Genomic DNA, 23,189 nt, shown 5'->3' with positions numbered 1-23,189 from the left:
GCTGGGGTCGGCCCGAAGGCACCGTCGATCCGAGCCGGCCTGATCCGGAAGAAAGGCCCTAGCTGCGTCGCGTGGCCACGGGGCAAGCCCCCGTGGCCACGCCCGTTTCAGCAGTTCAGCCGGGCGTCCGCCCAGTCCGCGTGGTCGGAGTCGACGCCGTCGCCGCCGTCGGTGACCACCAACCGCACCACACGCGCGCCGCTGACGTCGGCGGTCAGCGGCTGGGCGGCCTGAGCGTTGGTCAGTACGCCCGTGGAGGCGGCTTTCACGCCGTCCGCCCAGACCTCGAAGGCCACGCTGCCCTTGGCGCCCTTCTCGTCGTCCACGCCCACCTCGGCGGTGACCTTCGCGCAGCGCCGCCCGGTGTAGAGGGCGACCTCGCCGGCCGCGTGCATCCCGAGACCCTTGGTGTACACCGTGGAGCCGATGGTGAGCGGGGAGCCGTCGCCCGCGGCCTCCTCACCGTTGCTGGTGTCACGCTCCACCGGCCCCCACCCGCTGACCGCCGACAGCCAGGGCAGATCACTCAGGTACGAGACCCCGGTCGGCGGCGGCACGACCACGGACGCGGTCACCGGGAGATCGGTGGTGACACGCTTTCCCGCGGGCGAGCGGTGACGGACGCGCAGCGAGAGGGCGTACGACCCGGTGGCCGTCCCCGGCGGGGCCGTCACCCGCCAGCGGGTGCGCAGGGACGCGCCGGAGGGCAGACCGGGCGTGGCGGCGGGGGAGAGGGCCCGTACGGTCCACCCGTCGGGGCCGGTCAGCGCGGCCGAGACCTCGCGGGCCGGGGTGCGCCCCAGGTCGGTGACGGTCGTGGCGAGCGTGGCCGGGGTGCCCCGCTCGATGAACGGCGCTTCGTCGAGGCCGGCTTCGACGGCGGGCGGGTGCTCCGCCCAGTGGCCGTCGGCCGAGACGCGGAGCAGGACCGTGCCGTGCGCCGGGACGGTGGCCGCGACAGTGCCGGCCGTGTTGCTGTCCCGGTGCCGCCAGAGGTCGCGCTGGGTGTACCCGGCGGCGCGCGGTAGCCCCACGGCGGCGGCGCTGGTGGCGACGCGCTGCGCGGACCCGGACTCGTTGAACAGGGCGACCGCGCGACTGCCGTCTGCCATCTCCTTGGCGACCACCCAGCGCCCGCCCTCACTGGACACCACCGTGCCCTGCCTGCCCAGCGGGTCCTGGTCGACCGCGATGACCTCCTTGTTGCCGAGGATGTCCAGCGTGGCGGGGGAGGCGGTGCGCAGGTCGGTGCCGATGAGCAGCGGGGCCGCCATGACCGCCCAGAGCGAGAAGTGGGAGCGGTACTCGGTGTCGGTCATCCCGCCGTTGCCGACCTCCAGCATGTCGGGGTCGTTCCAGTGGCCCGGACCGGCGTACGGGGCGAGGGGGAGGTTCTGCTTGAGGATGGAGAGCATCGAGCCCCAGCTGTCGCTGATGTCCCCGGTGGTGCGCCAGAGTTGGCCCACGTCCGAGGCCCACTCCCAGGGCTTGTTCTCGCCCCACTCACAGATGCTGTAGACGATCGGGCGCCCGGTGGCCCGCAGGGCGTCACGCATGGTCCGGTAGCGCTGCTGAGCGTCCACGCCCTGGTTGTTGCAGTTGTCGTACTTCAGGTAGTCCACGCCCCAGTCGGCGAACTGCCGGGCGTCGCTCGCCTCGTGGCCCAGCGCGCCGGGGAAGCCCGCGCCGTCGCAGGTCCTGGTGCCCGCGCTGGTGTAGATGCCGAGCTTGAGACCCTTGGCGTGCACGTAGTCCGCGACCGCCGAGATGCCGTGCGGGAAGCGGGCCGGGTCCGGCACCAGCTTGCCGTCGGCGTCCCGTTGGGGCAGCGCCCAGCAGTCGTCGAGGTTGACGTACTGGTACCCGGCGTCCTTCAGGCCCTTGGTCACGAAGAGGTCGGCGATGCCCTTGACCATGTCCTCGTCGAACTCCGCCCGGCAGTGCGTGGAGTTCCAGTTGTTGAAGCCCATGGGCGGGGTGAGGGCCAGCCCCTCGGCGGGGGCCATGGGAGGGGGCGCGGCCGTGGCCGGGGCGGCGAGACCGCCCGCGCTCAGCAGTGCCGTCAGGAGTACTGCGGCTGCTCGGATGCGGTGCGTGCGGGGGTGGGGGTGACGCATCGTCGACGTTCCTCCGGCTCGCGGCGGACAGGGTCGGGCACCGGTGCGCGATCACGGTAGGACGTGTCCGAGTCTGTTGGAAGGGCCGTGCCAGACACGTTCGGTCCTGTTGGTTCGGCTGGCCGAAACCCGTACAGCGTGACCCTCCGGGCCGTCCGGCAGTTGATCACGGCATGAAGAAGCGCAGCATGCTCGCCATCGCCAGCCTCGCCACCGGTTTCGTGGTGGCCGCCCTCACCCCGTCCCACGCCGCGGAGAACACCGGCCTGAGCGACCTCAAGGTGGACGACACCCTGAGCACCGTCGACCACATCGTGAGCCAGGACAGCTTCGACGTGGACGAGGGCGCGCTCGGCCAGTAAGGGCCGGAATAGACCGCGAACATAGTGCCGGGACCCTTGCCCCAGGGGCCCCGGCACCGTCCTGTGCGCCCTCAACTGCGCGTGGTTTCCGTGACAGGGTGGAACGGGCAAGCCCCAGGGGGCCAACAGAAGAGGGGGAACCGTGACCGTCGTCTGGATCAACGGCGCGTTCGGTGCGGGCAAGACCACCACCGCACGGGAACTGATCGAACTGATCCCGAACAGCACGCTCTTCGACCCCGAGCTGATCGGCGCGGCGCTCTCGCGCCTGCTACCGGCCAAGCGCCTCGCCGAGGTCGACGACTTCCAGGACCTGCCCATCTGGCGCCGCCTGGTGATCGACACCGCCGCGGCGATGCTCGCCGAGCTGGGCGGGACCCTGGTGGTGCCCATGACCCTGCTGCGCCAGGAGTACCGCGACGAGATCTTCGGCGGCCTCGCCGCCCGCCGGATCTCCGTACGCCATCTGCTGCTCGCCCCGGCCGAAACGATTTTGCGCCAGCGCATAGCCGAAAGGGAGCTGCCGCCCGACCTCCCCGACGCGGAGATACGCGTACGGCAGTGGGCGTACGACCACATCGAGCCCTACCGCGCCGCGCTCGCCTCCTGGCTCACCGCGGACGCGTACCCGATCGACACCGGCGGTCTCACCCCGTACCAGAGCGCCGTCCGCGTCACCGAGGCCGTGGGCGGCGGCGACGTCCGGCCCTGCGAGATCGTGCAGACCCCCGAGCCGACCGGCGAGACGCTCGCCGCCGGGGTGCTGCTCTTCGACGCCGAGGACCGGGTCCTGCTGGTCGACCCCACCTACAAGCCCGGCTGGGAGTTCCCCGGCGGCGTGGTCGAGCGCGGCGAGGCCCCGGCCCGCGCAGGGATGCGGGAGGTCGCCGAGGAGGTCGGGATACGGCTGCGGGAGGTGCCCCGGCTGCTGGTCGTCGACTGGGAGCGTCCCGCCCCGCCCGGATACGGCGGCCTGCGCCTCCTCTTCGACGGCGGCCGCCTCACCCCCGAGGAGGCCGCCGGGGTGCTGCTGCCGGGCCCGGAACTGCGCGCCTGGCGCTTCGCCACCGAGCGCGAGGCCGCCACCATGCTCCCCCCGGTCCGCTACGAGCGCCTCCGCTGGGCCCTCAGAGCCCGCGAGCGCGGCGCCGCGCTGTACCTGGAGGCGGGCATACCGGTCGGCTGAGTTCCGCCCGGCGGTGGCGCGCCCGCCCCGGGTGCGGGCGCGCCGTCATGAACGAGCTCAGTTCGCCGCGTAGTTGCCCAGGAACAGGGCCTCCGCCACCGAGAGGCGCTCCAGTTCCTCGGGGGAGACGCTCTCGTTGACCGCGTGGATCTGGGCCTCCGGCTCGCTCAGGCCGATGAGGATGATCTCGGCCTCCGGGTAGAGGCCCGCGAGGGTGCTGCAGAGCGGGATCGAGCCACCCTGGCCCGCGTACTGCATGGTCTCGCCGGGGTACGCCACCGCCATCGCGTCGGCCATCGCCTGGTAGGCGGGGCTCGTGGTGTCGGCGCGGAACGGCTGGCCCTGGCCTACCTGCTCCACGCTCACCCGGGCGCCCCACGGAGTGTGGGCCTGAAGGTGGGCGGTGAGCAGCTTGGTCGCCTCGGCCGCGTCCACGCCCGGCGGCACCCGCAGGCTGATCTGCGCGCGGGCGCTGGACTGCACGGACGGGGTGGCGCCCACGACCGGCGGGCAGTCGATGCCGACGACCGTCACGGCCGGGCGCGCCCACAGCCGGTCGGCGACCGACCCGTCACCGATCAGCCCGACGCCGTCCAGCACCTTGGCGTCCGAGCGGAACTGCTCCTCGCCGTACTCCAGACCCTCCCAGCGGGCGTCGGCCGTCAGGCCGTCCACCGTGGTCGAACCGTCCTCGGCCCGCAGCGAGTCCAGCAGGCGGATCAGCGCGGCGAGCGCGTCCGGGGCGGCGCCGCCGAACTGACCCGAGTGCAGGTTCCCGGCGAGGGTGTCGACCTGGACCCGGACCATCGTCATGCCGCGCAGGGTGGTGGTCGCCGTCGGCAGGCCCACGCGGAAGTTGCCGGTGTCGCCGATCACGATGGTGTCGGCCTCCAGCAGCTCCGGGTGCTGCTCGGCGTAGCGCTCCAGGCCGCCGGTGCCCTGCTCCTCGGAGCCCTCGGCGATCACCTTGACGGCGACCGGGACGCCGCCGTTGGCCTTGAGCGCCCGCAGCGCCAGCAGGTGCATGATCAGGCCGCCCTTGCAGTCGGCCGCGCCACGCCCGTACCAGCGGCCGTCCCGCTCGGTCAGCTCGAAGGGGGGCGTGGTCCAGCCGGCCTCGTCCAGCGGCGGCTGCACGTCGTAGTGGGCGTACAGCAGGACGGTCTTCGCGCCCTCGGGGCCGGGCAGGTAGCCGTACACCGACTGGGTCCCGTCCGGGGTGTCCAGGAGCGCCACGTCGGTGAAGCCCTCGGCGGTGAGCGCGCCGGCGATCCAGTTCGCGGCGCCCTCGCTCTCGCTCTTCGGGAACTGCTCGAAGTCCGCCACCGACTTGAAGGCGACCAGCTCGGCCAGCTCCGCCCGGGCGCGGGGCATCAGCGAGGCGACGGTCTCGGCGACCGGATTCGACGACATGGGCACGGCTCCTCGTGGGGTTACGACGTTGAACTGCTGGAATACACCGATCCTCCCACAGCGGCCCGAGGCGGGAACCGGCCGTAGGATGCCAGGGACATGGGGGTCCCCCGCCCCGTGGCATCCGGTGCACCGGGGGAGCGGCAGCGGCTTGATCGGAGCGGTAGACCATCGTGAGCGGCGAGAACACTTCGGCGGAGGATGAGCGGCGGGTCTGGGACGTCGTCGTGGTCGGCGCGGGCCCCGCGGGCGCCTCGGCCGCCTATGCGGCGGCCGTCGCCGGGCGCCGGGTGCTGATCCTGGAGAAGGCGGAACTGCCCCGCTACAAGACGTGCGGCGGCGGCATCATCGGCCCCTCCCGCGACGCGCTCCCGCCCGGCTTCGAACTCCCCTTCCGGGACCGGGTGCACGCGGTCACCTTCTCCCACAACGGCCGCTTCACCCGCACCCGGCGCTCCCGGCAGATGCTGTTCGGCCTGATCAACCGGCCCGAGTTCGACCAGCGGCTGGTGGAGCACGCGCAGAGGGCGGGTGCCGAGCTGCGCACCGGCGTGACCGTGCAGCGCGTGGAGCAGCACGGCTCCGCCGTCCCCGACCGGCGCACCGTCGCCGTGGTCCTCCAGGGCGGCGAGACCGTTCTCGCGCACGCGGTCGTCGGCGCGGACGGCAGTGCCAGCCGGATAGGGGCCCATGTCGGGGTCAAGCTGGACCAGGTCGACCTGGGTCTCGAGGCGGAGATCCCGGTGCCGGACACCGTCGCCGAGGACTGGGCGGGACGCGTCCTCATCGACTGGGGCCCGCTGCCCGGCAGTTACGGCTGGGTCTTCCCCAAGGGCGACACGCTCACGGTCGGCGTGATCTCCGCGCGCGGCGAAGGCGCGGCCACCAAGCGGTACTTGGAGGACTTCATCGCCCGCCTCGGGCTCGCCGGATTCGAGCCGAGCATCTCCTCCGGGCACCTGACCCGCTGCCGCGCCGAGGACTCGCCGCTCTCCCGCGGCCGGGTGCTGGTCTGCGGCGACGCGGCCGGGCTGCTGGAGCCGTGGACCCGTGAGGGCATCTCCTTCGCCCTGCGCTCCGGGCGCCTGGCGGGGGAGTGGGCGGTCCGGATCGCCGAGGCCCACGACGCCGTCGACACCCGCCGGCAGGCCCTGAACTACGCCTTCGCCATCAAGGCGGGGCTCGGGGTGGAGATGAGCGTCGGCAAGCGCCTGCTGGCCGCCTTCGAGCGCCGGCCCGGTGTCTTCCACGCCGGGATCACCGGGTTCCGGCCCGCGTGGAAGGCGTTCCGGGACATCACCACCGGCGCGACGACGCTCGGGGAGATGGTGCGGTCCCGGCCGCTCGCCCAACGGGCCCTGGCCGCGCTCGACCGGGGGCGGACCACGCCGGAGAGCCGGGCCGAGCAGCCTGAGCGGCAGGACACCGTCAGTCCGTGACGGTGATCCGGAACACCGGGTGGTCGGGGGCGGCCGCGAGGATCTCCGCGTCGGAGGAACTCGCGGTCACCCCGGCGAAGAACTTGTCGACCTGCCAGCCCCAGCGCTCCAGGTAGGTCCGCAGGACGGGGAGCTTCTCGTCGTCGGGCAGCTCCACCGCGGTGAACGCGCGCACCTTGCGGCCGACCCGCAGCTCACCGCCGTTCGCCGCGCGCATGTTGCGCACCCACTGGGAGTGGCCGCGCGCCGAGACCAGGTACTGCCCGCCCTCGTAGGTGTGCGGGTTGACCGGGATGCGCTGCATCGCGCCGCTCTTGCGGCCGCGTACCGACAGCTCCGCGCTGCCCGCCAGGCTGACCCCGAGACGGGCGAGCCGGCCGACGAGTCCGTTGAACCACGTGCCCACCGGGCCGGCCTTCAGGTAGTACGGCGCGGACGACGACATGACGACCCCCAGGATTCGGGAGAGCGGTGCTCTCGCTTCGATTCCAGTGTGCCGAGATCACTGCTCTCGCGCAAGAGCGGTGCTCTGGTTTGTGTGCACCGCTCTGTCGCGTGGCATGCTTGCCCGCATGAGCACCGCAGAGGGCGCCCGCGCGCGGGCCAGGACCGAGGTCACCGCGGCCATCAAGGACGAGGCCCGCAGTCAGCTAGCCGCCGAGGGAGCCGCCAAGCTCTCGCTGCGCGCCGTCGCGCGCGAGCTGGGCATGGTGTCCTCCGCGCTCTACCGGTACTTCCCGAGCCGCGACGACCTGCTCACCGCGCTCATCATCGACGCCTACGACTCCCTGGGCGAGGCCGCCGAGACCGCCCACGCGGGCGTCCCCGAGGGGCAGTTCATGCGCCGCTGGACGACCGTCTGCGAGGCGGTACGGGCCTGGGCGCTGGCCCACCCGCACGAGTACGCGCTGATCTACGGCTCGCCCGTACCCGGCTACGCCGCCCCCGCTACCACCATCGCGTCCGCCGCGCGGGTGGCCATGGTCCTGATCGGCATCGTCCGTGACGCCGACCGGGGGCCCGGCCTCACCGGGCCGGCGCTCCCCGCCGAACTGCGGGCCGAGGCCGCGCGCATGGCGGCCGACATCGCCCCCGAACTGCCGCCCGAGGCCGCGCCCGCCATGGTCGCGGCCTGGGCCGAGCTGTTCGGGCTGGTCGGGTTCGAGCTGTTCGGGCAGTTCGAGCAGGTGGTGGCCGACCGCGAGCGGTTCTTCCGGTACGCGGCCGCCCGGCTCGGCGTGAGCGTGGGCCTGCCCGCCGCCTGACCCGCGCCGGCTCAGACGGCCAGCACCCGCACGCCCGCCTCCTCGAACCGGCGCACCGTCTCCCGAGGTGCGTCGGTGTCCGTCACCAGCGTGTCGACCGGCTCCGGGCCGCAGATCCGGGCGAACGCGCGCCGCCCCAGCTTGCTGGAGTCGGCCGCGATCACCACGCGCTCCGCGCGCTCGCAGAGCAGCCGGTTGACCGCCGCCTCCGACTCGTCGTGCGCCGCAGCGCCGTGCACCGGGTCGAAGGCGCCCACCCCGAGCACCGCCACGTCCAGCGTGACCGCGCCGAGCACCCCGTCCGCGAGCGGTCCGACCAGCTCGAACGACTGCGGGCGCGCGACCCCGCCGGTCACCACGATCTTGAACTGCGGCCGTACGGCCAGCTCGCCCGCGATGTTGAGCGCGTTGGTGACCACGGTCAGCGCGGGCGCGCCGTCGGCCAGATCGGGGCGCACGGCCAGCGCGCGGGCCACTTCCGTGGTCGTGGTGCCCCCGGTCAGGCCCACGGCCTCGCCCGGCGCCACCAGATCCGCCACCGCCGCCGCGATCCGCTGCTTCTCCGAGGCGTGCCGGGCCGTCTTGTAGCGCAGCGGCAGTTCGTACGACACCCCGTGCGCCACCGCGCCGCCCCGCGTCCGTACGAGCATCCGCTGTTCCGCCAGCCCGTCGAGGTCCCGGCGGATGGTCGCCGCCGACACGTCCAGCTCGGCCGCCGCCTCCTCGACCTCCAGCCGCCCCCGCTCCGCGAGGAGTTCGAGCAGTGCCTGCCAGCGGGTGTCCCGCGCCATCGGGCCTCCGTTCCTGTGATCCCGCGGTGACCCTAGCGCACGGACGAGTACCGTCCCGATGCTTGATTGTGCTCGAAAGTCGGCAGTATCTTGCATCAACGATCAGCCTGGGGAGGGTGTGGCGTGAGCCATGTCGAGGACGAGCTGAGGAGCCAGCCCGCGTGCTGGGAGCGGGCGGCACGGGAGGCGGGCGCGCATCGCACGGCCCTGCCGGTACCGGGGGAGCGGGTCGCGGTCGTCGGCTGCGGGACCTCGTACTTCATGGCGCAGGCCGTGGCGGCGCTGCGGGAGGAGGCCGGGCAGGGGGAGACGGACGCCTTCGCAGCCTCCGAGTTCCCGCGCGGACGGTCCTACGACCAGGTGATCGCCCTCACCCGGTCCGGCACCACCACCGAAGTGCTGGACCTGCTCGCCCAGTTGAAGGGCACGACCCGGACGACCGCGATCACCGCCGACGCCGGGACCCCGGTCAGGCAGGCCGCCGGCGCTCTCGTGGTCCTCGCCCACGTTGACGAACGCTCCGTCGTGCAGACCCGGTTCGCCACCACCGCCCTCACCCTGCTGCGCACCCACCTCGGGCTGCACACCCAGGCCGCCGTCGCCGACGCCCGCACGGCCCTCGCCGCCCCCTTGCCCGAAGGGCTGGTGGAGCGACGGGAGTTCACCTTCCTCGGCCGGGGCTGGACCGTCGGACTGGCGAACGAGGCGGCGCTGAAGATGCGCGAGGCGTCGCTGTCCTGGACCGAGGCGTACCCGGCGATGGAGTACCGGCACGGCCCGATCAGCGTCAGCGCCGGGGACACCGCGACCTGGGCGCTCGGCCCGGCCCCCGAGGGGCTCGCCGAACAGGTGCGCGCGACCGGCGCGTTGTGGATCGAGGGCGGACTCGATCCGCTCGCCGAACTGATCCGCGTCCAGCGGCTGGCCGTCGCCGTGGCCGCCGCCCGGGGACTCGACCCCGACCGGCCCCGCCACCTCACCCGCTCGGTGATCCTCACCCCCTGACACGGAAGGGACCGGCCGCCGTGCCCCTCACCACCACCGGTGAACTGATCACCCGGGCCGCCCGGCGCCGTACCGCCGTGCCCGCGTTCAACATCATCACCCTGGAACACATCGAGGCCGTCGTCAGCGGAGCCGAGACGGCCGGAGCGCCCGTGGTGCTCCAAGTGAGCGAGAACGCGGTCAAGTTCAGGGGCGGACGCCTTTGCCCCCTCGCCCGCGCCGCCGTGACCGCGGCTGAACAGGCGGGCGTCCCGGTGGCGTTGCACCTCGACCACGTCCAGAGCGAGAGCCTCCTGCGCCAGGCCCCGGAGGCGGGATTCAGCTCCGTGATGTACGACGCGGCCCGCCTGCCCTACGCCGAGAACCTCACCGCCACCCGGGCGGCCGCCGACTGGGCGCACGCACAAGGTCTCTGGATCGAGGCCGAGTTGGGCCAGATCGGCGGCAAGGACGGCAGGCCCCCGCTGGACGCCCACGCCCCCGGCGCCCGTACCGACCCCGCCGAGGCGCGGGACTTCGTCGAGCGGACCGGCGTCGACGCGCTCGCCGTCGCCATCGGCAGCACGCACGCCATGACCACCCGCACCGCGGCCCTGGACCACGCCCTGCTCGAACGGCTCTGTGCCGGGCTGGCGGTACCCCTGGTCCTGCACGGCTCCTCGGGCGTGCCGGACGACGCGCTGGTCGAGGCGGTCGCGGGCGGTATCGGCAAGGTCAACGTGGGCACCGCCCTCAACGCCGCCCTGACCGGAGCGGTCCGCGAGCACCTCGGCCGGCACCCCGACGCCGTCGACCCCCGCGCCTACCTCGCCGTCGGCCGGACGGCCATGGCCGGCGAGGTGGCCCGGATCATCCGCGTACTCGACGGCGCTAGCTCTTCTTGACCGCCTTCAGCACCACGAACTTCGGGTCGCTCGCGACCAGTTCACAGTTGCCGAACAACCGCTTCAGCTTCGCGTGGTAGCCCAGGTGCCGGTTGCCGATCACCCACAGCTCGCCGCCCGGCCGCAGCGCGCGCTCGGCGCCGCTGAACATCCGCCAGGACGTGGCGTCGCTGGTGGCCTGGTGGGAGTGGAAGGGCGGGTTGTTCAGCACCAGGTCCACGCTGCCGGACGCCACCCCCGCGAGCCCGTCCCCGACCCGGAACTCCGCGTGCCCCGGCACCCCGTTCGCCTTGTACGTGGCCTCCGCCGACGCGACCGCCTGGAACGACTCGTCCACGAACAGCACCTCGGCCTCCGGGTCGGCCAGCGCCACCGCCGTGCCCACCACGCCGTTGCCGCAGCCGAGGTCCACCACCCGGCGCCCACGCGTCCCGGGCAGGTGCCCCAGGAAGAACCGGGTGCCGATGTCCAGCCGCTCGGCGCAGAAGACGCCCGCGTGATTGACCACCGGCCGCCCCGACGCCACCCCGACCCCGTCCGGCAGGGTGTAGCCGTGCGGCCAGGGATTGCCCGGCCGCACCAGCGACGGGTCCGGGGCGCAGAAGATCAGCCGGGCCTTCTGCTCGGCCAGCGAGGTGCGCGTCGGCCCCAGAATCCGCTCGAACAGTCTGAGCGTGGAGGTGTGGATCTCCTTCACCATGCCGGTGCCGACCACCACCGTCCCCGCGTGCACGGCGGGCGCCAGCCGCAGCAGCTGGTCCTCCAGCAGGGCCAGGCTCTTGGGCACCCGCACCAGCAGCACGTCCACCCGCTCGGGCGCCGGGTCCTGCGTGGTCAGCAGCCGGACCGCGCCGGGACCGACCCCGGCCCGCGCCAGGTTAGCCCGCGTCGCCTCCTGACTCAGGAAGGAGTCGGTGATCTGCGTCGGCCGGTGTGCCGCGAGCGCCGTCGCCAGCGCGCCCCAGCGGTCGCCCAGCACCACGACCTCGCCCGACAGGTCCACCCCTTCCCCGGCCAGGTGCCGCAGCAGATACGCGTCGGAGGCGTCCCAGGCACGCAGCCGGTCGCGGGGATCGTCGGGGAAGCGGGACAGCTCGGTCTCGCCCCACGGAGTCGTCATGCGGTCGTTCATCGCCCCCCAGGCTAGCCGAGCCCCAGCTCAGGACCGTTCGGCCGCTCCTGGGGCAGGATGGGGCGCATGGACGTGGAACTCTTCCCGCGGGAGCGGGCCGAGGCCGCTCCGGGCGCCGTGCACGTCCCGAACTGGCTGGACACCGGCCGGCAGCGGACGCTGCTCACCGCCTGCCGCGAGTGGGCCCGCCCCCCGGCCGGGCTGCGCACGGTCCGCACCCCCGGCGGCGGCACGATGACCGCCCGGCAGGTCTGCCTCGGCTGGCACTGGTACCCGTACGCCTACGCCCGTACCGTCGTCGACGGCGACGACGCGCCCGTCAAACCCTTCCCCGCCTGGCTGGACGAGCTGGCCCGCAGCGCGGTCGCCGACGCCCTCGGCGCGGAGGCGCTCCCCGGCGAGCCCTACGACATCGCCCTGATCAACTTCTACGACGGCGACGCCCGCATGGGCATGCACCGCGACGGCGACGAACACTCCGACGCCCCCGTGGTCTCCCTGAGCTTGGGCGACGCCTGCGTGTTCCGCTTCGGCAACACCGAGACCCGCACCCGCCCCTACACGGACGTGGAGCTGCGCAGCGGCGACCTCTTCGTCTTCGGCGGCCCCTCCCGCCTCGCCTTCCACGGCGTCCCGCGCGTGCTCCCCGGCACCGCGCCGCCCGCGCTCGGCCTGACCGGACGGCTCAACATCACCCTCCGGGTGAGCGGCCTGACGGGCCCCGCCCGCTGACCATGTCCGATCGGTCACGGAGCAGGTCACGATCCGCCCGGATCATGCGAGACTCGCCCCCATGAGCGGCATGGCGGACCCCCGGAAGCCGGGGTCAGGACCCATCTCACGGGCGCGGCTGGACCGGGGACGCGGCGCCCTCGGCCCCGCGCTCGAGCTGGTGCACACCGGACGCGCCCCGACCCGTGCCGTGCTCACCGCCGAACTCGGCGTCACCCGCGCCACCGCCGGAGCCGTCGCCGCCGAACTGGAGGCACTCGGCCTGATCAGGGTCGACGCCCGCCCCAGCGCCCCCGCCGGCTCCCAGGGCCGCCCCTCCCACCGCCTGGAGGTCGCCGAGGACGGGCCCGTCGCGCTGGCCGCGCAAGTGCACACGGACGGCTTCCGGGCCGCCCTGGTCGGCCTCGGCGGACGGATCGTGGCGACCACGCCCGGCTGCGAGACCGTCGACGCCGACCCGGCCAAGGTGCTCGGCGCGGTGGTCGAGGCGGGCGCCGACCTGCTGCGCGCCACCGGCCGCCGCTGCGTCGGCGCCGGGCTCGCCGTGCCCTCGGCCGTCGCCGAACCCGAGGGGCTCGCCCTCAACCCCCTCCACCTGGCCTGGCCCGCCGGGGAACCGGTGCGCCGCATCTTCACCGGCCTCGTGCAGGCCGCCGGGATCACCGGCCCCGCCTTCACGGGCAACGACGTCAACCTCGCCGCCCTCGCCGAACACCGGCACGGCGCGGGCCGGGGCGCCCGGCACCTGCTGTGCGTGGCCACCGGCCACCGGGGCGTGGGCGGCGCCCTGGTGCTCGACGGCCGCCTGCACACCGGGAGTTCGGGACTCGCCCTGGAGGTCGGCCACCTCACCGTCAACCCCGAGGGCCGGGTCTGCCACTGCGGCAGCCGGGGCTGTCTCGACGTCGAGGCCGACCCGCTGGCCCTGCTGATGGAGGCGGGACTCGAACCCGGCCCCGAGGTGTCCCTCCTGGAACAGGCCGACACCCTGCTGCGCACCCGGTACGCCGAGCCCGCCGTACGCGGCGCCGCCGAGACCCTGATCGACCGCCTCGGTCTGGGGCTGGCCGGGCTGGTCAACATCCTCAACCCCGACCGCGTCATCCTGGGCGGTCTGCACCGGGGGCTGCTCGCCGCCGACCCCGAGCGCCTGCGCGCGGTCGTCGCCGAGCGCAGCCTGTGGGGGCGGAGCGGGAGCGTCCCGATCCTGCCGTGCACCCTGGACCACGACAGCCTGGTCGGAGCCGCCGAACTCGCCTGGCAGCCCGTCCTCGACGACCCGCTCGGGGCCCTGCGGTGACGGCGGCCCAACGGTGACGGCGGAGCTGTGGGACGCCTCCCGCCTCCGCTTCGAGGAGACCGCACCGCCCGCCCTCACCGCCTCCCAGCGCACGACGATGGACCACCGCTGGGAAGCCGCCGTACGCGCCAACCCGACCCTGTTCGACGGTCCGGTGGCCGCGCTCACGGGGTTCGAACACGACGACAGAGGTGGCCTTTTGGTCTCCTGGACGAGGCTGACGTACCGCTACCGTGTCCTGCGCGGGCTTCCGGACGCACCGGCCGTCGCGGCGCTGTTCGTGGCGGTGCTCCAGCCCGGTGACGACGGACGGCTGCTGGTGGGGCGGATGTCGCCCACCACCTCGGCCCCCGGCCGCTGGCAGCCGCCCGGTGGCACGCTCGAACCTCCGGGCGACGGTGCCGTGCTGGACCCGGATCTGCTCCGAGTCCACGCGGCCCGCGAACTGGCCGAGGAGACCGGCTCCGACACCCCCGCTGACGCCCTCGTACCGGGCCCGGTGGTCCGTGACACTCGGGGCAGCGTGGGGTTCCTCTTCACCGCCCCGCCGCGTCCCGCGCGCGAACTGCGGGAGCGGCACGCGGAATTGGCGCGCACCGAGACCGCGTCGGGGGTGGACCCCGAGTTCGACCGGGTGGAGCTGATCGGCTCGCTGTCCGAACTCCGGGCGCTGCCGGGCTCGTCGGCGTCCTACCTGGAGTTGGCGGCGGGGCGGTTCTTCGGGGTGTAGTGCGGCCCGGTACGGCGCTCGGGCGCGGTACCGGGCACGCGTTCCGTTCGGTCAGCCGGGCACGGCCGATGCCGCGGGAGCCACTGCCGCCACCACGGGCGCGGCGGGTTCGGGGGCCACGGGTTCGGGTGCCGCGTGGGCCAGCGCGGGTTCCGGCGCCGGGGTGCCCGCCGGGGCGTGGGCCACGGCGGGCTCGGGCGTGCGTACCGGGCCATGGGTCACCGCGGGCTCGGGCGCGGGGGCATGGACCACGACCGGTTCCGGCGCGCGGGCCGGGGACTGGACGGTGAGCGGCGGGGGCGCGGGGCGCTGTTCCGCCGTGCGGGGCGGCTTCGGGGACTGGGGGAGCGGGGCCGGTTCGGCGGCCGCGGACAGCGCGAACCACACGACCTTTCCGTCCTCGCCGTCCGGGCGGGCGCCCCAGCTCTCGCTGACGGCGGCCACCATGACCAGGCCGCGTCCGCAGGTGGCCAGCGGGCCGTCGTCCGACGACTCCGCGGTGTCGGGCACCGGGAGGTCGGGCACCGAGGGAAGGCGCGGATCTCGGTCGCGGACCGAGACGGTGAGCCGGTCGGACCGGAACTCCAGTTCCACCGTGCACGACTTGTCGGGCCGGGCATGCCGGTGGACGTTGCTGAGCAGCTCGGTCACGCCGAGCGCGGCCCGGTCTATCAACGGGTCGAGATGCCAGTAGCGCAATTGCGCAGATACGATTCTGCGGACCTGGCCGATCCGCGACGGCAGGGCTTGGAGCTCCACCGTGCAGTGCCTGTTCGGGTAACTGATCACGGCTGCGACTCCCCGATGTGAGGTCCGGACGAAACCGGAGGAACACGGAGAACAACGGAAATCCGGGAGGGCGCCGGCGTCCCTGTGACCGCCTGCCGTTCAGGCCGACGGGCCGGTCCGCAGCGTTACCTCCGGTAAACCCAGAGTGACGTGAGATCAGCGTGCCGCAGTGCCCGCCCTCCCGCAACTCGCCACGGTGGCCCGCAGGTCAGCCACCCCGCCCGCCGGCCCGGCGCACCGCTTCGATGAACCGGCGTGCGGCGGGCGGGCGCTGCTCACCCGGAGCGGTCTCACGCTCGGTGAGCGTGAGCTGGTACCGGTGGCCGTTCAGATCGGCCTGCGCCCGGTCGTCCGGGGCGAACCACGGCCGGGAGGCCCGTACGGCCCCCACCGGCGCGCTGTCGATCTCGCTGCCCTCGCTGGTGAGCAGCTCCAGGCGGCCGTCGCTGATCCTGACCCGCCCCGCCCGCGTCAGCGAGCGCATTCCCTTGCCGATGCGCACGCCTCTTGCCGTGAACTCCGGCTCAGCCATCCCAGCACCGCCCCCTCGCGCGTCCCCGGCCTCCCGTACGGCGGCCGGTCCACGCGGTGCAGTCTGCCCCGGCGCCGACCGGAGCACCAGTGCGCGCGGACGGGGCGCACGTGGCGCCGCAGCACTCGCGCCAATGCGCCCCCGCGCCCCCTCGCACGGGTGTGCCCCAGGCTGCCTTTGGGTGGCTCAAAGATGCGTTGATGCAGGTGAGAAGCGGTGAGACTGATGCCTATGATCGGGCTGCCAGACCGCGCCGGGCGTCATCGGCGCCCAGCGTAAGGAGCCCCGCCGTGAGCACGACCCCACCGGCCCGGACCGGCGCCACCCTCGACGTCGACCGCAGTGACGCGGCCTACCGGGACTGGCTGAAAGAGGCCGTACGCAAGGTCCAGGCCGACGCCAACCGCTCGGCGGACACCCACCTGCTGCGCTTCCCCCTGCCCGAGGAGTGGGGCATCGACCTGTACCTCAAGGACGAGTCGACCCACCCGACCGGCAGCCTCAAGCACCGCCTCGCCCGCTCCCTCTTCCTCTACGGTCTGTGCAACGGCTGGGTCCGCCCCGGCCGCCCGGTGATCGAGGCGTCCAGCGGCTCGACCGCCGTCTCCGAGGCCTACTTCGCGTCCCTGATCGGCGTGCCGTTCATCGCCGTGATGCCGCGCACCACGAGCGCCGAGAAGTGCCGGCTCATCGAGTTCCACGGCGGCCGCTGCCACTTCGTGGACGACCCACGCACCATGTACGCGGAGTCCGCGCGGCTCGCGGCGGAGACCGGCGGCCACTTCATGGACCAGTTCACCTACGCCGAGCGCGCCACCGACTGGCGTGGCAACAACAACATCGCCGAGTCCATCTTCCGGCAGCTCGCGCTGGAGCGGTTCCCGGTGCCCGCGTGGATCGTCGCCACGGCCGGCACCGGCGGTACCTCGGCGACCCTCGCGCGCTATGTGCACTACCTCCAGCACGACACCCGGGTCTGTGTGGCCGACCCCGAGAACTCCTGCTTCTTCGAGGGCTGGACGACCGGGGACCCGGACGTCACCTGCGACTGCGGTTCCCGGATCGAGGGCATCGGACGGCCCCGCATGGAGCCCAGCTTCGTGCCCGGCGCGATCGACCGCATGATGAAGGTCCCGGACGCCGCGAGCGTGGCCGCCGTACGCGCGCTGGAGCGGGCGCTCGGCCGCAAGGCGGGCGGCTCGACCGGCACCGGCCTGTGGAGCGCGCTGAAGATCGTCTCCGAGATGGTCGCCGAGGGGCGCAACGGCAGCGTGGTCACCCTGCTGTGCGACCCCGGCGACCGCTACCTCGACAAGTACTACTCCGACAGCTGGCTGGAGGAGCAGAACCTCGACATCGGGCCGTACGCGGCGGCGATCGAGACCCTGCTGTCCACCGGCGTCTGGCCGGGCTGAGGTGCCCGCCCGCCGTCAGTCCTCTTCGAGGGCCTCCGGCTCCTCGTCGTCCTCCGGCTCGCCCGCCACCACCAGGCGCCGCAGCCGCTCGGAGATCTCCGCGCGGGCCTCGGCGGGCAGCCCGCCGTCCGTGACCAGCGTGTCCACCTCGTCCAGCGCGGCGAACGAACTGAGCCCGACGGTGCCCCACTTGGTGTGGTCGGCGACCACCACGACCCGGCGCGCCGAGCGCACGAGCTGCCGGTTGGTCTCCGCCTCGGCCAGGTTCGGCGTGGACAGCCCGGCCTCCGCCGATATCCCGTGCACCCCGAGGAAGAGCAGGTCGAAGTGGAGCGCGGCGATGGCCCGGTCCGCGACCGGACCCACCAGCGAGTCGGACGGGGTGCGCACCCCGCCGGTCAGCACCACCGTGGCCGCGCCCTGACGCCGGCCGGAGGTGCGCTGCGCGGTGTGGAAGACGTCCGCGACCCGCACCGAGTTCGTCACCACGGTCAGATCGGGCACTTCCAGCAGCCGCAGGGCGAGGGTGTACGTGGTCGTACCGCCGGACAGCGCGATCGCCGAGCCGGGCGCCACCAGCCGTGCGGCCGCCCGCGCGATCTCGTCCTTGGCGGTCGGCTCCAGACCCGACTTCGCCTCGAAACCCGGCTCGTGCGTGCTCGCCTCGACCACCGGGACCGCGCCGCCGTGCACCTTCTCCAGCACACCCTGGCGGGCCAGCGCGTCCAGGTCCCGGCGCACGGTCATGTCCGACACACCGAGCTGCCGGGTCAGTTCGTTGACCCGGACACCGCCCCGGCGGCGGACCTCGTCCACGATGAGGGCGCGGCGCTGCTCCGCGAGGAGGTTCTGATTCTCGCTCACGTACGCTCCGGTCCTTTCGCCACAACTGTCCGAGCCGCCCGGCGCCCGCGGTGACCTGGCCGTTCCACAGGCGCACCACATACACCGGCCTCTCATCTTGTCACGGGCCGCCATGGGCCGCGCCACTGGCTGTCACCACGCACACATAGGGTGCGCGCACATGTGTGCGGACACCACAGTGGCCGTCGTCACCCGGATCGGGGAGATTCCGTGACAAGCGGTTCCGGCGGGTGTACGTCACAAGGGAATCGGAGAACCTGAAGCCCGCACGGGCTCAGGACTCCTCAGGTGAACACGGGGGTGCGAACCAGAAGTGGAACACGCGAGAGAACGTACCGCCGTACCCCGGCCGGACACCGCCGAGGCGGCCGGGACGGCGGACCGCGGCCTGGAACTGCTCGTGCACGGCGTCGGCGGCACCACCCCCGAGAAGATGCTCGGCGACCCGCGCACGGTCCGCGTCACCGGCGACGACACCGCCGCCGTCTTCCGCCGCGCCGATGACGTACCGGACCCCACCGGGAACGCCTCACAGGCCCTCGACGCCACCCCCGGCCGGGACCCGGTGCGCGAGGCGTACGTCTGGTGCAACCTCACCTCCGGCAACGGCACCCGCGCCCTGTGGCTGCTTCTGCTGCCCTTCATGGTGGTCAACCTCGCCCACTGGATGCGCCCCGCGGCCAAAAGCCCCGGGCCCATGGTCCGTCTGTACGGCCTCCTCGTCCGGCTCGCCGCACTCACCCTCACCGTGGTCCTGGTCGCGGCCGCCTGCGAGGTCGCGCTCGACCTGGTGGCCTGGCAGTGCGCCGGCGCCCCCGCCTGCGCCGGCCGCCACTCCTGGCTGGCCTTCCTCTCGCCCGCCCGCTCCGACGGCGGCTGGTGGAGCGAGCCCGGCCGCCGCCTCGCCCTGGCCGCCCTCGCCCCCACCCTGCTCACCGCGCTGCTCTGGTACCTCTCCCACCGCACCTGGAGCGCCTACGAGTCCCACCAGCCCCTGACCGTCACCGTCGAACCGGGCCCCGACGAGAGCGCGCTGGGCCGCCCCGGCTTCTGGTACGGGCGCCGCCTCGGCGCCCGCCTGCGCGCGGCGCACACCGCCGCGGGACTGCTCACCGTCGCCGCCGCCGTCACCCTGCCCGCCGCCCGCTTCGACCACCGGCCCGGCGGGCCCGCGCCCCTGAACGCCCTCGGCGTCCTGCTCGGCTTGGGCATCCTCCTCTGGGCGTGCGCCGTCGTCTCGGTCGTGTGCCGCCGGGGCCGCAGCGAACGCCGGCTCGACCAGGCGCTCGACCGCCACCTGCTGCGCGCCCTCCCGCTCGGCGCCGCCGCCCTGCTGCTCCTCGGCGCCGCCTACGCGTGCTGGTCCCGGCCCGGCTGGCACTCCGCCGGACGACTGCCCGGCGACCCCGCGTTCGGGGCGCTCATGCTGGCGCAGGGCGTCCTCGTCGTCGCCCTCGCCGTCGTCGCCCGACAGCTGCACCTCCGCCTGCCCGACCCCCGTGCCGCGATGCGCGGCCTCGGCGGACCGGCCGTCGCCCTGCTCGCCTGCGCGCTCGGCGGTGTCGCGTCCGGAGGGGTCGCCCAGCGTGTCGCCGACTGGCTCGACGGCACCCGCTCCCTGATCACCGGGCCCCCCGTCACGCTCACCTGGCAGGCGTCCGCCATCCCGCCCGTGCTCGCCGTGCTCCTCGTGCTCACCGCCGTCCTGGCCCGCCGCACCGCCCGCCTGGCACACGCCGAACGCCGACGGGTGCGGGACGAGCACCCCGGCGAACCCGAGGACCCCACCCGCACCCGCCGCATCGCCCACACCCGCGCCATGGCCACCCTCACCGACCGCGCGCCGCTCGTCGTCGCCGTGGGCTCCGCCGCCACCCTCCTCGCCGGCGCGGGGGCCCTCGCCGGCTCGCTCGCCGGCGGGCTCGCGCCCGCCCAGGCCGCCCGGCACGCCGTGGAACCCGTCCGGATCGCCGCCGAGACCTGCCAGGCGCTGGGCTCCTGGCTGATCGGCGTCGGCTTCCTGCTCTTCGTCACCTGGGGACGCCGCGCCTACAAGGACGCCTCCGCCCGCCGGACCATAGGCATCCTCTGGGACGTGGGCACCTTCTGGCCGCGCGCGGCCCACCCCTTCGCGCCCCCGTGCTACGCCGAGCGCGCCGTGCCCGACCTGACCTGGCGCGCGGCGACCTGGACCGAACGCACCGGCGGCCGGCTCGTCCTCTCCGGCCACTCGCAGGGCAGCGTCCTGGTCGCCGCCGCGGCCTGGCAGCTCGCGCCCGCCGTCCGCAACCGCGTCGCGCTGCTCACCTACGGCTCACCGCTGGAGCGGCTGTACGGACGCTGGTTCCCCGCCCACTTCGGCCCCACCGCGCTGGCCGCCCTGCACCGCGACATCGGCTGCTGGCGCAACCTGCACCGCCGTACCGACCCCATCGGCGGGCCGGTCCGGCTGCCCGCCGGGCACGGCCCCGACGTCGACCACGAGCCGCTGCCCGACCCGCGCGCCTACGGCCGCACCCCCGAACACCCGCTGCCCGCGCCGATCCTCGGCCACTCCGACTACCAGGAGGACCCCGCCTTCACCCGCGAACGGGACCGCCTGCTCGCCCGCCTCCGCCCCGACCTGCCCGCACCCCGCCCCGAGACCGGACGGACGTAGAGGTCAGGGCAGCTCCGGCAGATCCTCCATGTACAGCAGCGTCAGATCGTCCGTGCTCGGATCGGCGAACTGCGCGACCCGGCTCGCGTGCCGCTCCACCATCGCCTCGAACGTCTGCCGCGCGGTACGGCCGTTGCCGAACGCCGGGCCCTTCGGCAGCTCCGTGAAGTACTTCAGCAGCCCCTCCGCCGTGCCCGGAGCCAGCCGGTACTCGTGCTCGTCGGCCTGCTGCTCCACGATCCGCAGCAGCTCCTGCGGGCCGTAGTCCCCGAACGTGATCGTCCGCGAGAAACGCGAGGCGACACCCGGGTTGACCGACAGGAAGCGCTCCATCTCCGCCGTGTAACCCGCCACGATCACCACGACCGCGTCCCGGTGGTCCTCCATCAGCTTCACCAGCGTGTCGATGGCCTCCTTGCCGAAGTCACGCCCGGCGTCCTCCGGGGACAGCGCGTACGCCTCGTCGATGAACAGCACACCGCCACGCGCGCGTTCGAACGCCTCCTGGGTACGGATCGCGGTGGAACCGATGTGCTCGCCCACCAGGTCGACCCGGGACACCTCCACCAGATGCCCTATGTCCAGCACGCCGAGCGCGGCCAGGATCTCCCCGTACAGCCGGGCCACCGTGGTCTTGCCGGTGCCGGGGGAGCCGGTGAAGACCAGATGCCGCTTCACCGAGGCCGCCTTCAGCCCCGCCTTCTGGCGGCGCCGGCCCACCTCGATCATGTCGGTCAGCGCCCGCACCTCGCGCTTGACGCTCTCCAGGCCCACCAGCGCGTCGAGTTCACCCATCACGGCGTCCGACGTGCGGCTCTCGCGCTCCGGCACCGGCGGTGCGGCCGGCGGCTCGGGAGCGGTGGCCCGCTGTCCCGGGATCGCGCCGAGCAGACCCCCGGTGGACGCCGGAACCGTCTGCACCGCCGTGTCCTGGGCGGACGGCGACCGCAGCGCGCCGCTCTCGTCGCTGCTGCAGTCCTCCACCACCGGCCCGGAACCCGTGCCCGTGTCCGGCCCGGCCTCCGCGAACTCGTAACCCCCGCGCGCGCACCGCTCCGTACGGCACTTGCGCAGCGTCGTGCGGCAGCCGTCGAGCACGTGGAAGCCGTAGCCGCCGCTGCCGGTGACCCGGCAGTCCACGAAGCTGCCCCGGCCGCCCGCCGAGACGTAGAACCCCGCCTCGGCCGGGCCCTCGACCACGCAGCGCTCGATCGTCGGATCGGCGCCCTTGGTGACGATCACACCGGTCTGGGTGCCGTCCACCGTGCAGTTGTTGAGCGTGCCGCCGCTGCCGTGGTCGCGGAACCAGGCACCGGTCGCCGCGTCCCGGATACGGCAGTCGTCGAGCTGGGCGGTCGCGCCGTCGCTCACCGACACCGCCGTGTTGCGGACCTGGGAGAGGTCGCTGTCCACCACGTCCGCGCGCGAACCCCGGTCCAGCACGAACAGCGCGTCCGGCACGTCGTGCACCCGGCAGGAGTCCAGCACGGCCGTCGCGCCGTCGCTCACCCACACCGCCGGGTAGTCGCCGGTGCTGTCGAAGATCTCGCACTGGTTGGCGTCCACGCGGGTGCCGGGGTCCCACACCGACAGGCCGTTGCGCCCGAACCGGCGCACCGTCGTCCGGGTCAGCGTCAGCACCGAACGGGAGCGCAGGTCGACCGCGTTCTCCGGGATGTCGTGGATACGGCAGTCGGCCAGGGTCAGCACCGCGTCCGTGTCGAGCGTGACCCCGTCCGCCGACGTACGGTGCACCGCGCAGTCGGTGAGGTGGGCGGTGGCCCCCTGGGTGACCTGCACCCCGGCGCCCCGCACCTCGTACACCTCGCAACCGAACGCCTCCAGCGCGGAGTTCTCCCCGGTGGCGCTCAGGCCCGTGCCCGAGGCGTGGTGCACCCGGCAGCGCTCCAGCCGCGGGTGGCCGCCGCCGCGCACCGCGACGCCCGCCTGCCCGGCCGAGACGACCTCGCACTCCTCGAACACCCCGGCGGCGCCGTCGAGCACGAGGACGCCGATGCCGGCCGGGTTGTCCACCGTGCACCGGCGCACGGTCGGACGCGCCCCGCCGCGCACCTCGACACCGGAGGCGGAGCGGGTCACGATCCGCAGGTCCAGCAGTTCGGGTGTGCCCTCCTCGACCAGCAGGGCCGGGGCGGCGCCGTCCTGACCCTCCACGTGCAGGCCCTGCACCACGGCGGAGGCGCACACGGTCAGCGGCACGCCGTCCACGGGCGCGATACGCACCGAACCGGGCGCGTTGTCGGGACCGCGCAGGGTCACCTCCCGCCGCACGACGAGGTTCTCCCGGTAGGTGCCGGGAGCGATGGTGAGGACGTCGCCGTCCGAGGCGGCCTCCAGAGCGGCCGCGAGCGACGCGTACTCACCCGTGCGGCGCCGCCACCGCGATGTGCCGGTGTGCGTCACCTGGACCGTGCCCTGTGCCATGGCGTTGCCGTGCCCCCACCTCGTGGTACGTGTGCTCGTCCGCCTCAGGGGCTCCGCGGCCGGGACCCGGGACGGCGGCCTCGCGCCGCCGATCACGGCGTCGCGTGTGCGCGTGTTCCGGACTCCGGC

Annotated in this window: 19 protein-coding genes and 1 pseudogene; 11 read left to right on the top strand and 9 right to left on the bottom strand. The window is 74.0% G+C overall.

The features are described from left to right. Positions 1-107: 107 nt before the first annotated feature. Positions 108-2,006 carry an NPCBM/NEW2 domain-containing protein gene (locus ABZ898_RS28815; protein WP_361665118.1) on the bottom strand — a complete coding sequence of 633 codons (1,899 nt, stop codon included), beginning with the start codon at positions 2,004-2,006 and terminating at the stop codon, positions 108-110. 284 nt (positions 2,007-2,290) lie between these two features. Between ABZ898_RS28815 and ABZ898_RS28810 the strand changes: the two genes are divergently transcribed. Next, positions 2,291-2,479 (top strand): hypothetical protein, encoded by a 189-nt coding sequence (locus tag ABZ898_RS28810; protein WP_361665103.1) that lies wholly within the window; start codon positions 2,291-2,293, stop codon positions 2,477-2,479. Positions 2,480-2,621: 142 nt separating this feature from the next. Continuing rightward, entirely contained in the window at positions 2,622-3,665 is a 1,044-nt protein-coding gene (locus ABZ898_RS28805; RefSeq protein WP_361665100.1) for an NUDIX domain-containing protein, read from the top strand. A 57-nt stretch (positions 3,666-3,722) separates the two neighbouring features. Here the strand turns inward: ABZ898_RS28805 and ABZ898_RS28800 are convergent, their stop codons facing one another. After that, positions 3,723-5,078: a dipeptidase gene (locus ABZ898_RS28800; protein WP_361665097.1), complete on the bottom strand. Its 1,356-nt coding sequence runs from the start codon at positions 5,076-5,078 to the stop codon at positions 3,723-3,725. Positions 5,079-5,251: 173 nt separating this feature from the next. On the opposite strand from ABZ898_RS28800, the gene ABZ898_RS28795 reads away from it, so the two are divergent. After that, positions 5,252-6,517: a geranylgeranyl reductase family protein gene (locus ABZ898_RS28795; RefSeq protein ID WP_361665094.1), complete on the top strand. Its 1,266-nt coding sequence runs from the start codon at positions 5,252-5,254 to the stop codon at positions 6,515-6,517. Here ABZ898_RS28795 and ABZ898_RS28790 read toward each other — a convergent pair. Continuing rightward, the gene (locus ABZ898_RS28790) at positions 6,507-6,962 is read right to left on the bottom strand and encodes a nitroreductase family deazaflavin-dependent oxidoreductase (protein WP_361665091.1); all 456 of its coding nucleotides are present in this window, start codon (positions 6,960-6,962) and stop codon (positions 6,507-6,509) included. The two genes, ABZ898_RS28795 and ABZ898_RS28790, sit on opposite strands and share 11 nt — an antisense overlap. Positions 6,963-7,089: 127 nt before the next feature. On the opposite strand from ABZ898_RS28790, the gene ABZ898_RS28785 reads away from it, so the two are divergent. Beyond that, a complete protein-coding gene (locus ABZ898_RS28785) occupies positions 7,090-7,782 on the top strand; it encodes a TetR/AcrR family transcriptional regulator (RefSeq protein WP_361665088.1) in 693 nt (230 codons plus the stop codon). Positions 7,783-7,793: 11 nt separating this feature from the next. Here the strand turns inward: ABZ898_RS28785 and ABZ898_RS28780 are convergent, their stop codons facing one another. Continuing rightward, on the bottom strand, positions 7,794-8,573 hold the full coding sequence (locus tag ABZ898_RS28780; RefSeq protein ID WP_361665085.1) for a DeoR/GlpR family DNA-binding transcription regulator: 780 nt from the start codon (positions 8,571-8,573) through the stop codon (positions 7,794-7,796). A 123-nt stretch (positions 8,574-8,696) separates the two neighbouring features. Here ABZ898_RS28780 and ABZ898_RS28775 point away from each other — a divergent pair, with 123 nt between their 5' ends. Further along, positions 8,697-9,578, top strand: a complete 882-nt coding sequence (locus ABZ898_RS28775) for an SIS domain-containing protein (RefSeq protein ID WP_361665082.1) — start codon at positions 8,697-8,699, stop codon at positions 9,576-9,578. 20 nt (positions 9,579-9,598) lie between these two features. After that, positions 9,599-10,462, top strand: a complete 864-nt coding sequence (locus tag ABZ898_RS28770) for a class II fructose-bisphosphate aldolase (protein WP_361665079.1) — start codon at positions 9,599-9,601, stop codon at positions 10,460-10,462. Here the strand turns inward: ABZ898_RS28770 and ABZ898_RS28765 are convergent. Next, complete coding sequence (locus ABZ898_RS28765) at positions 10,449-11,582, bottom strand: methyltransferase (RefSeq protein ID WP_361665076.1); 1,134 nt, start codon at positions 11,580-11,582, stop codon at positions 10,449-10,451. The genes ABZ898_RS28770 and ABZ898_RS28765 overlap by 14 nt on opposite strands. A gap of 78 nt (positions 11,583-11,660) precedes the next feature. Here ABZ898_RS28765 and ABZ898_RS28760 point away from each other — a divergent pair, with 78 nt between their 5' ends. The 3 genes from ABZ898_RS28760 (at position 11,661) to ABZ898_RS28750 (ending at position 14,356) form a co-directional block, all read left to right on the top strand. Beyond that, complete coding sequence (locus ABZ898_RS28760; RefSeq protein WP_361665073.1) at positions 11,661-12,326, top strand: alpha-ketoglutarate-dependent dioxygenase AlkB; 666 nt, start codon at positions 11,661-11,663, stop codon at positions 12,324-12,326. A gap of 61 nt (positions 12,327-12,387) precedes the next feature. Then, entirely contained in the window at positions 12,388-13,626 is a 1,239-nt protein-coding gene (locus ABZ898_RS28755) for an ROK family protein (RefSeq protein WP_361665071.1), read from the top strand. A gap of 13 nt (positions 13,627-13,639) precedes the next feature. Then, complete coding sequence (locus ABZ898_RS28750) at positions 13,640-14,356, top strand: NUDIX domain-containing protein (protein ID WP_361665068.1); 717 nt, start codon at positions 13,640-13,642, stop codon at positions 14,354-14,356. A 366-nt stretch (positions 14,357-14,722) separates the two neighbouring features. On the opposite strand, the pseudogene ABZ898_RS28745 reads toward ABZ898_RS28750, so the two are convergent. After that, positions 14,723-15,145, bottom strand: a pseudogene (locus tag ABZ898_RS28745) (ATP-binding protein); the annotation flags it as partial. A 208-nt stretch (positions 15,146-15,353) separates the two neighbouring features. Continuing rightward, positions 15,354-15,677 carry a hypothetical protein gene (locus tag ABZ898_RS28740; protein WP_361665065.1) on the bottom strand — a complete coding sequence of 108 codons (324 nt, stop codon included), beginning with the start codon at positions 15,675-15,677 and terminating at the stop codon, positions 15,354-15,356. 290 nt (positions 15,678-15,967) lie between these two features. On the opposite strand from ABZ898_RS28740, the gene ABZ898_RS28735 reads away from it, so the two are divergent. Beyond that, positions 15,968-17,092, top strand: a complete 1,125-nt coding sequence (locus ABZ898_RS28735) for a PLP-dependent cysteine synthase family protein (RefSeq protein WP_361665062.1) — start codon at positions 15,968-15,970, stop codon at positions 17,090-17,092. Between the two features lie 15 nt (positions 17,093-17,107). Here ABZ898_RS28735 and ABZ898_RS28730 read toward each other — a convergent pair whose 3' ends face one another. After that, on the bottom strand, positions 17,108-17,956 hold the full coding sequence (locus ABZ898_RS28730) for a DeoR/GlpR family DNA-binding transcription regulator (RefSeq protein ID WP_361665059.1): 849 nt from the start codon (positions 17,954-17,956) through the stop codon (positions 17,108-17,110). A 388-nt stretch (positions 17,957-18,344) separates the two neighbouring features. On the opposite strand from ABZ898_RS28730, the gene ABZ898_RS28725 reads away from it, so the two are divergent. Next, the gene (locus ABZ898_RS28725) at positions 18,345-20,615 is read left to right on the top strand and encodes a hypothetical protein (protein WP_361665115.1); all 2,271 of its coding nucleotides are present in this window, start codon (positions 18,345-18,347) and stop codon (positions 20,613-20,615) included. A 3-nt stretch (positions 20,616-20,618) separates the two neighbouring features. On the opposite strand, the gene ABZ898_RS28720 is transcribed toward ABZ898_RS28725, so the two are convergent. Beyond that, positions 20,619-23,060 (bottom strand): right-handed parallel beta-helix repeat-containing protein, encoded by a 2,442-nt coding sequence (locus tag ABZ898_RS28720; RefSeq protein WP_361665056.1) that lies wholly within the window; start codon positions 23,058-23,060, stop codon positions 20,619-20,621. Positions 23,061-23,189 lie beyond the last annotated feature (129 nt).

Origin of the sequence: Streptomyces sp. NPDC046860, from assembly GCF_040645115.1 — a bacterium.
Taxonomy (GTDB): Bacteria; Actinomycetota; Actinomycetes; order Streptomycetales; family Streptomycetaceae; genus Streptomyces.
This window is presented reverse-complemented; position numbering and strand designations above follow the sequence as displayed.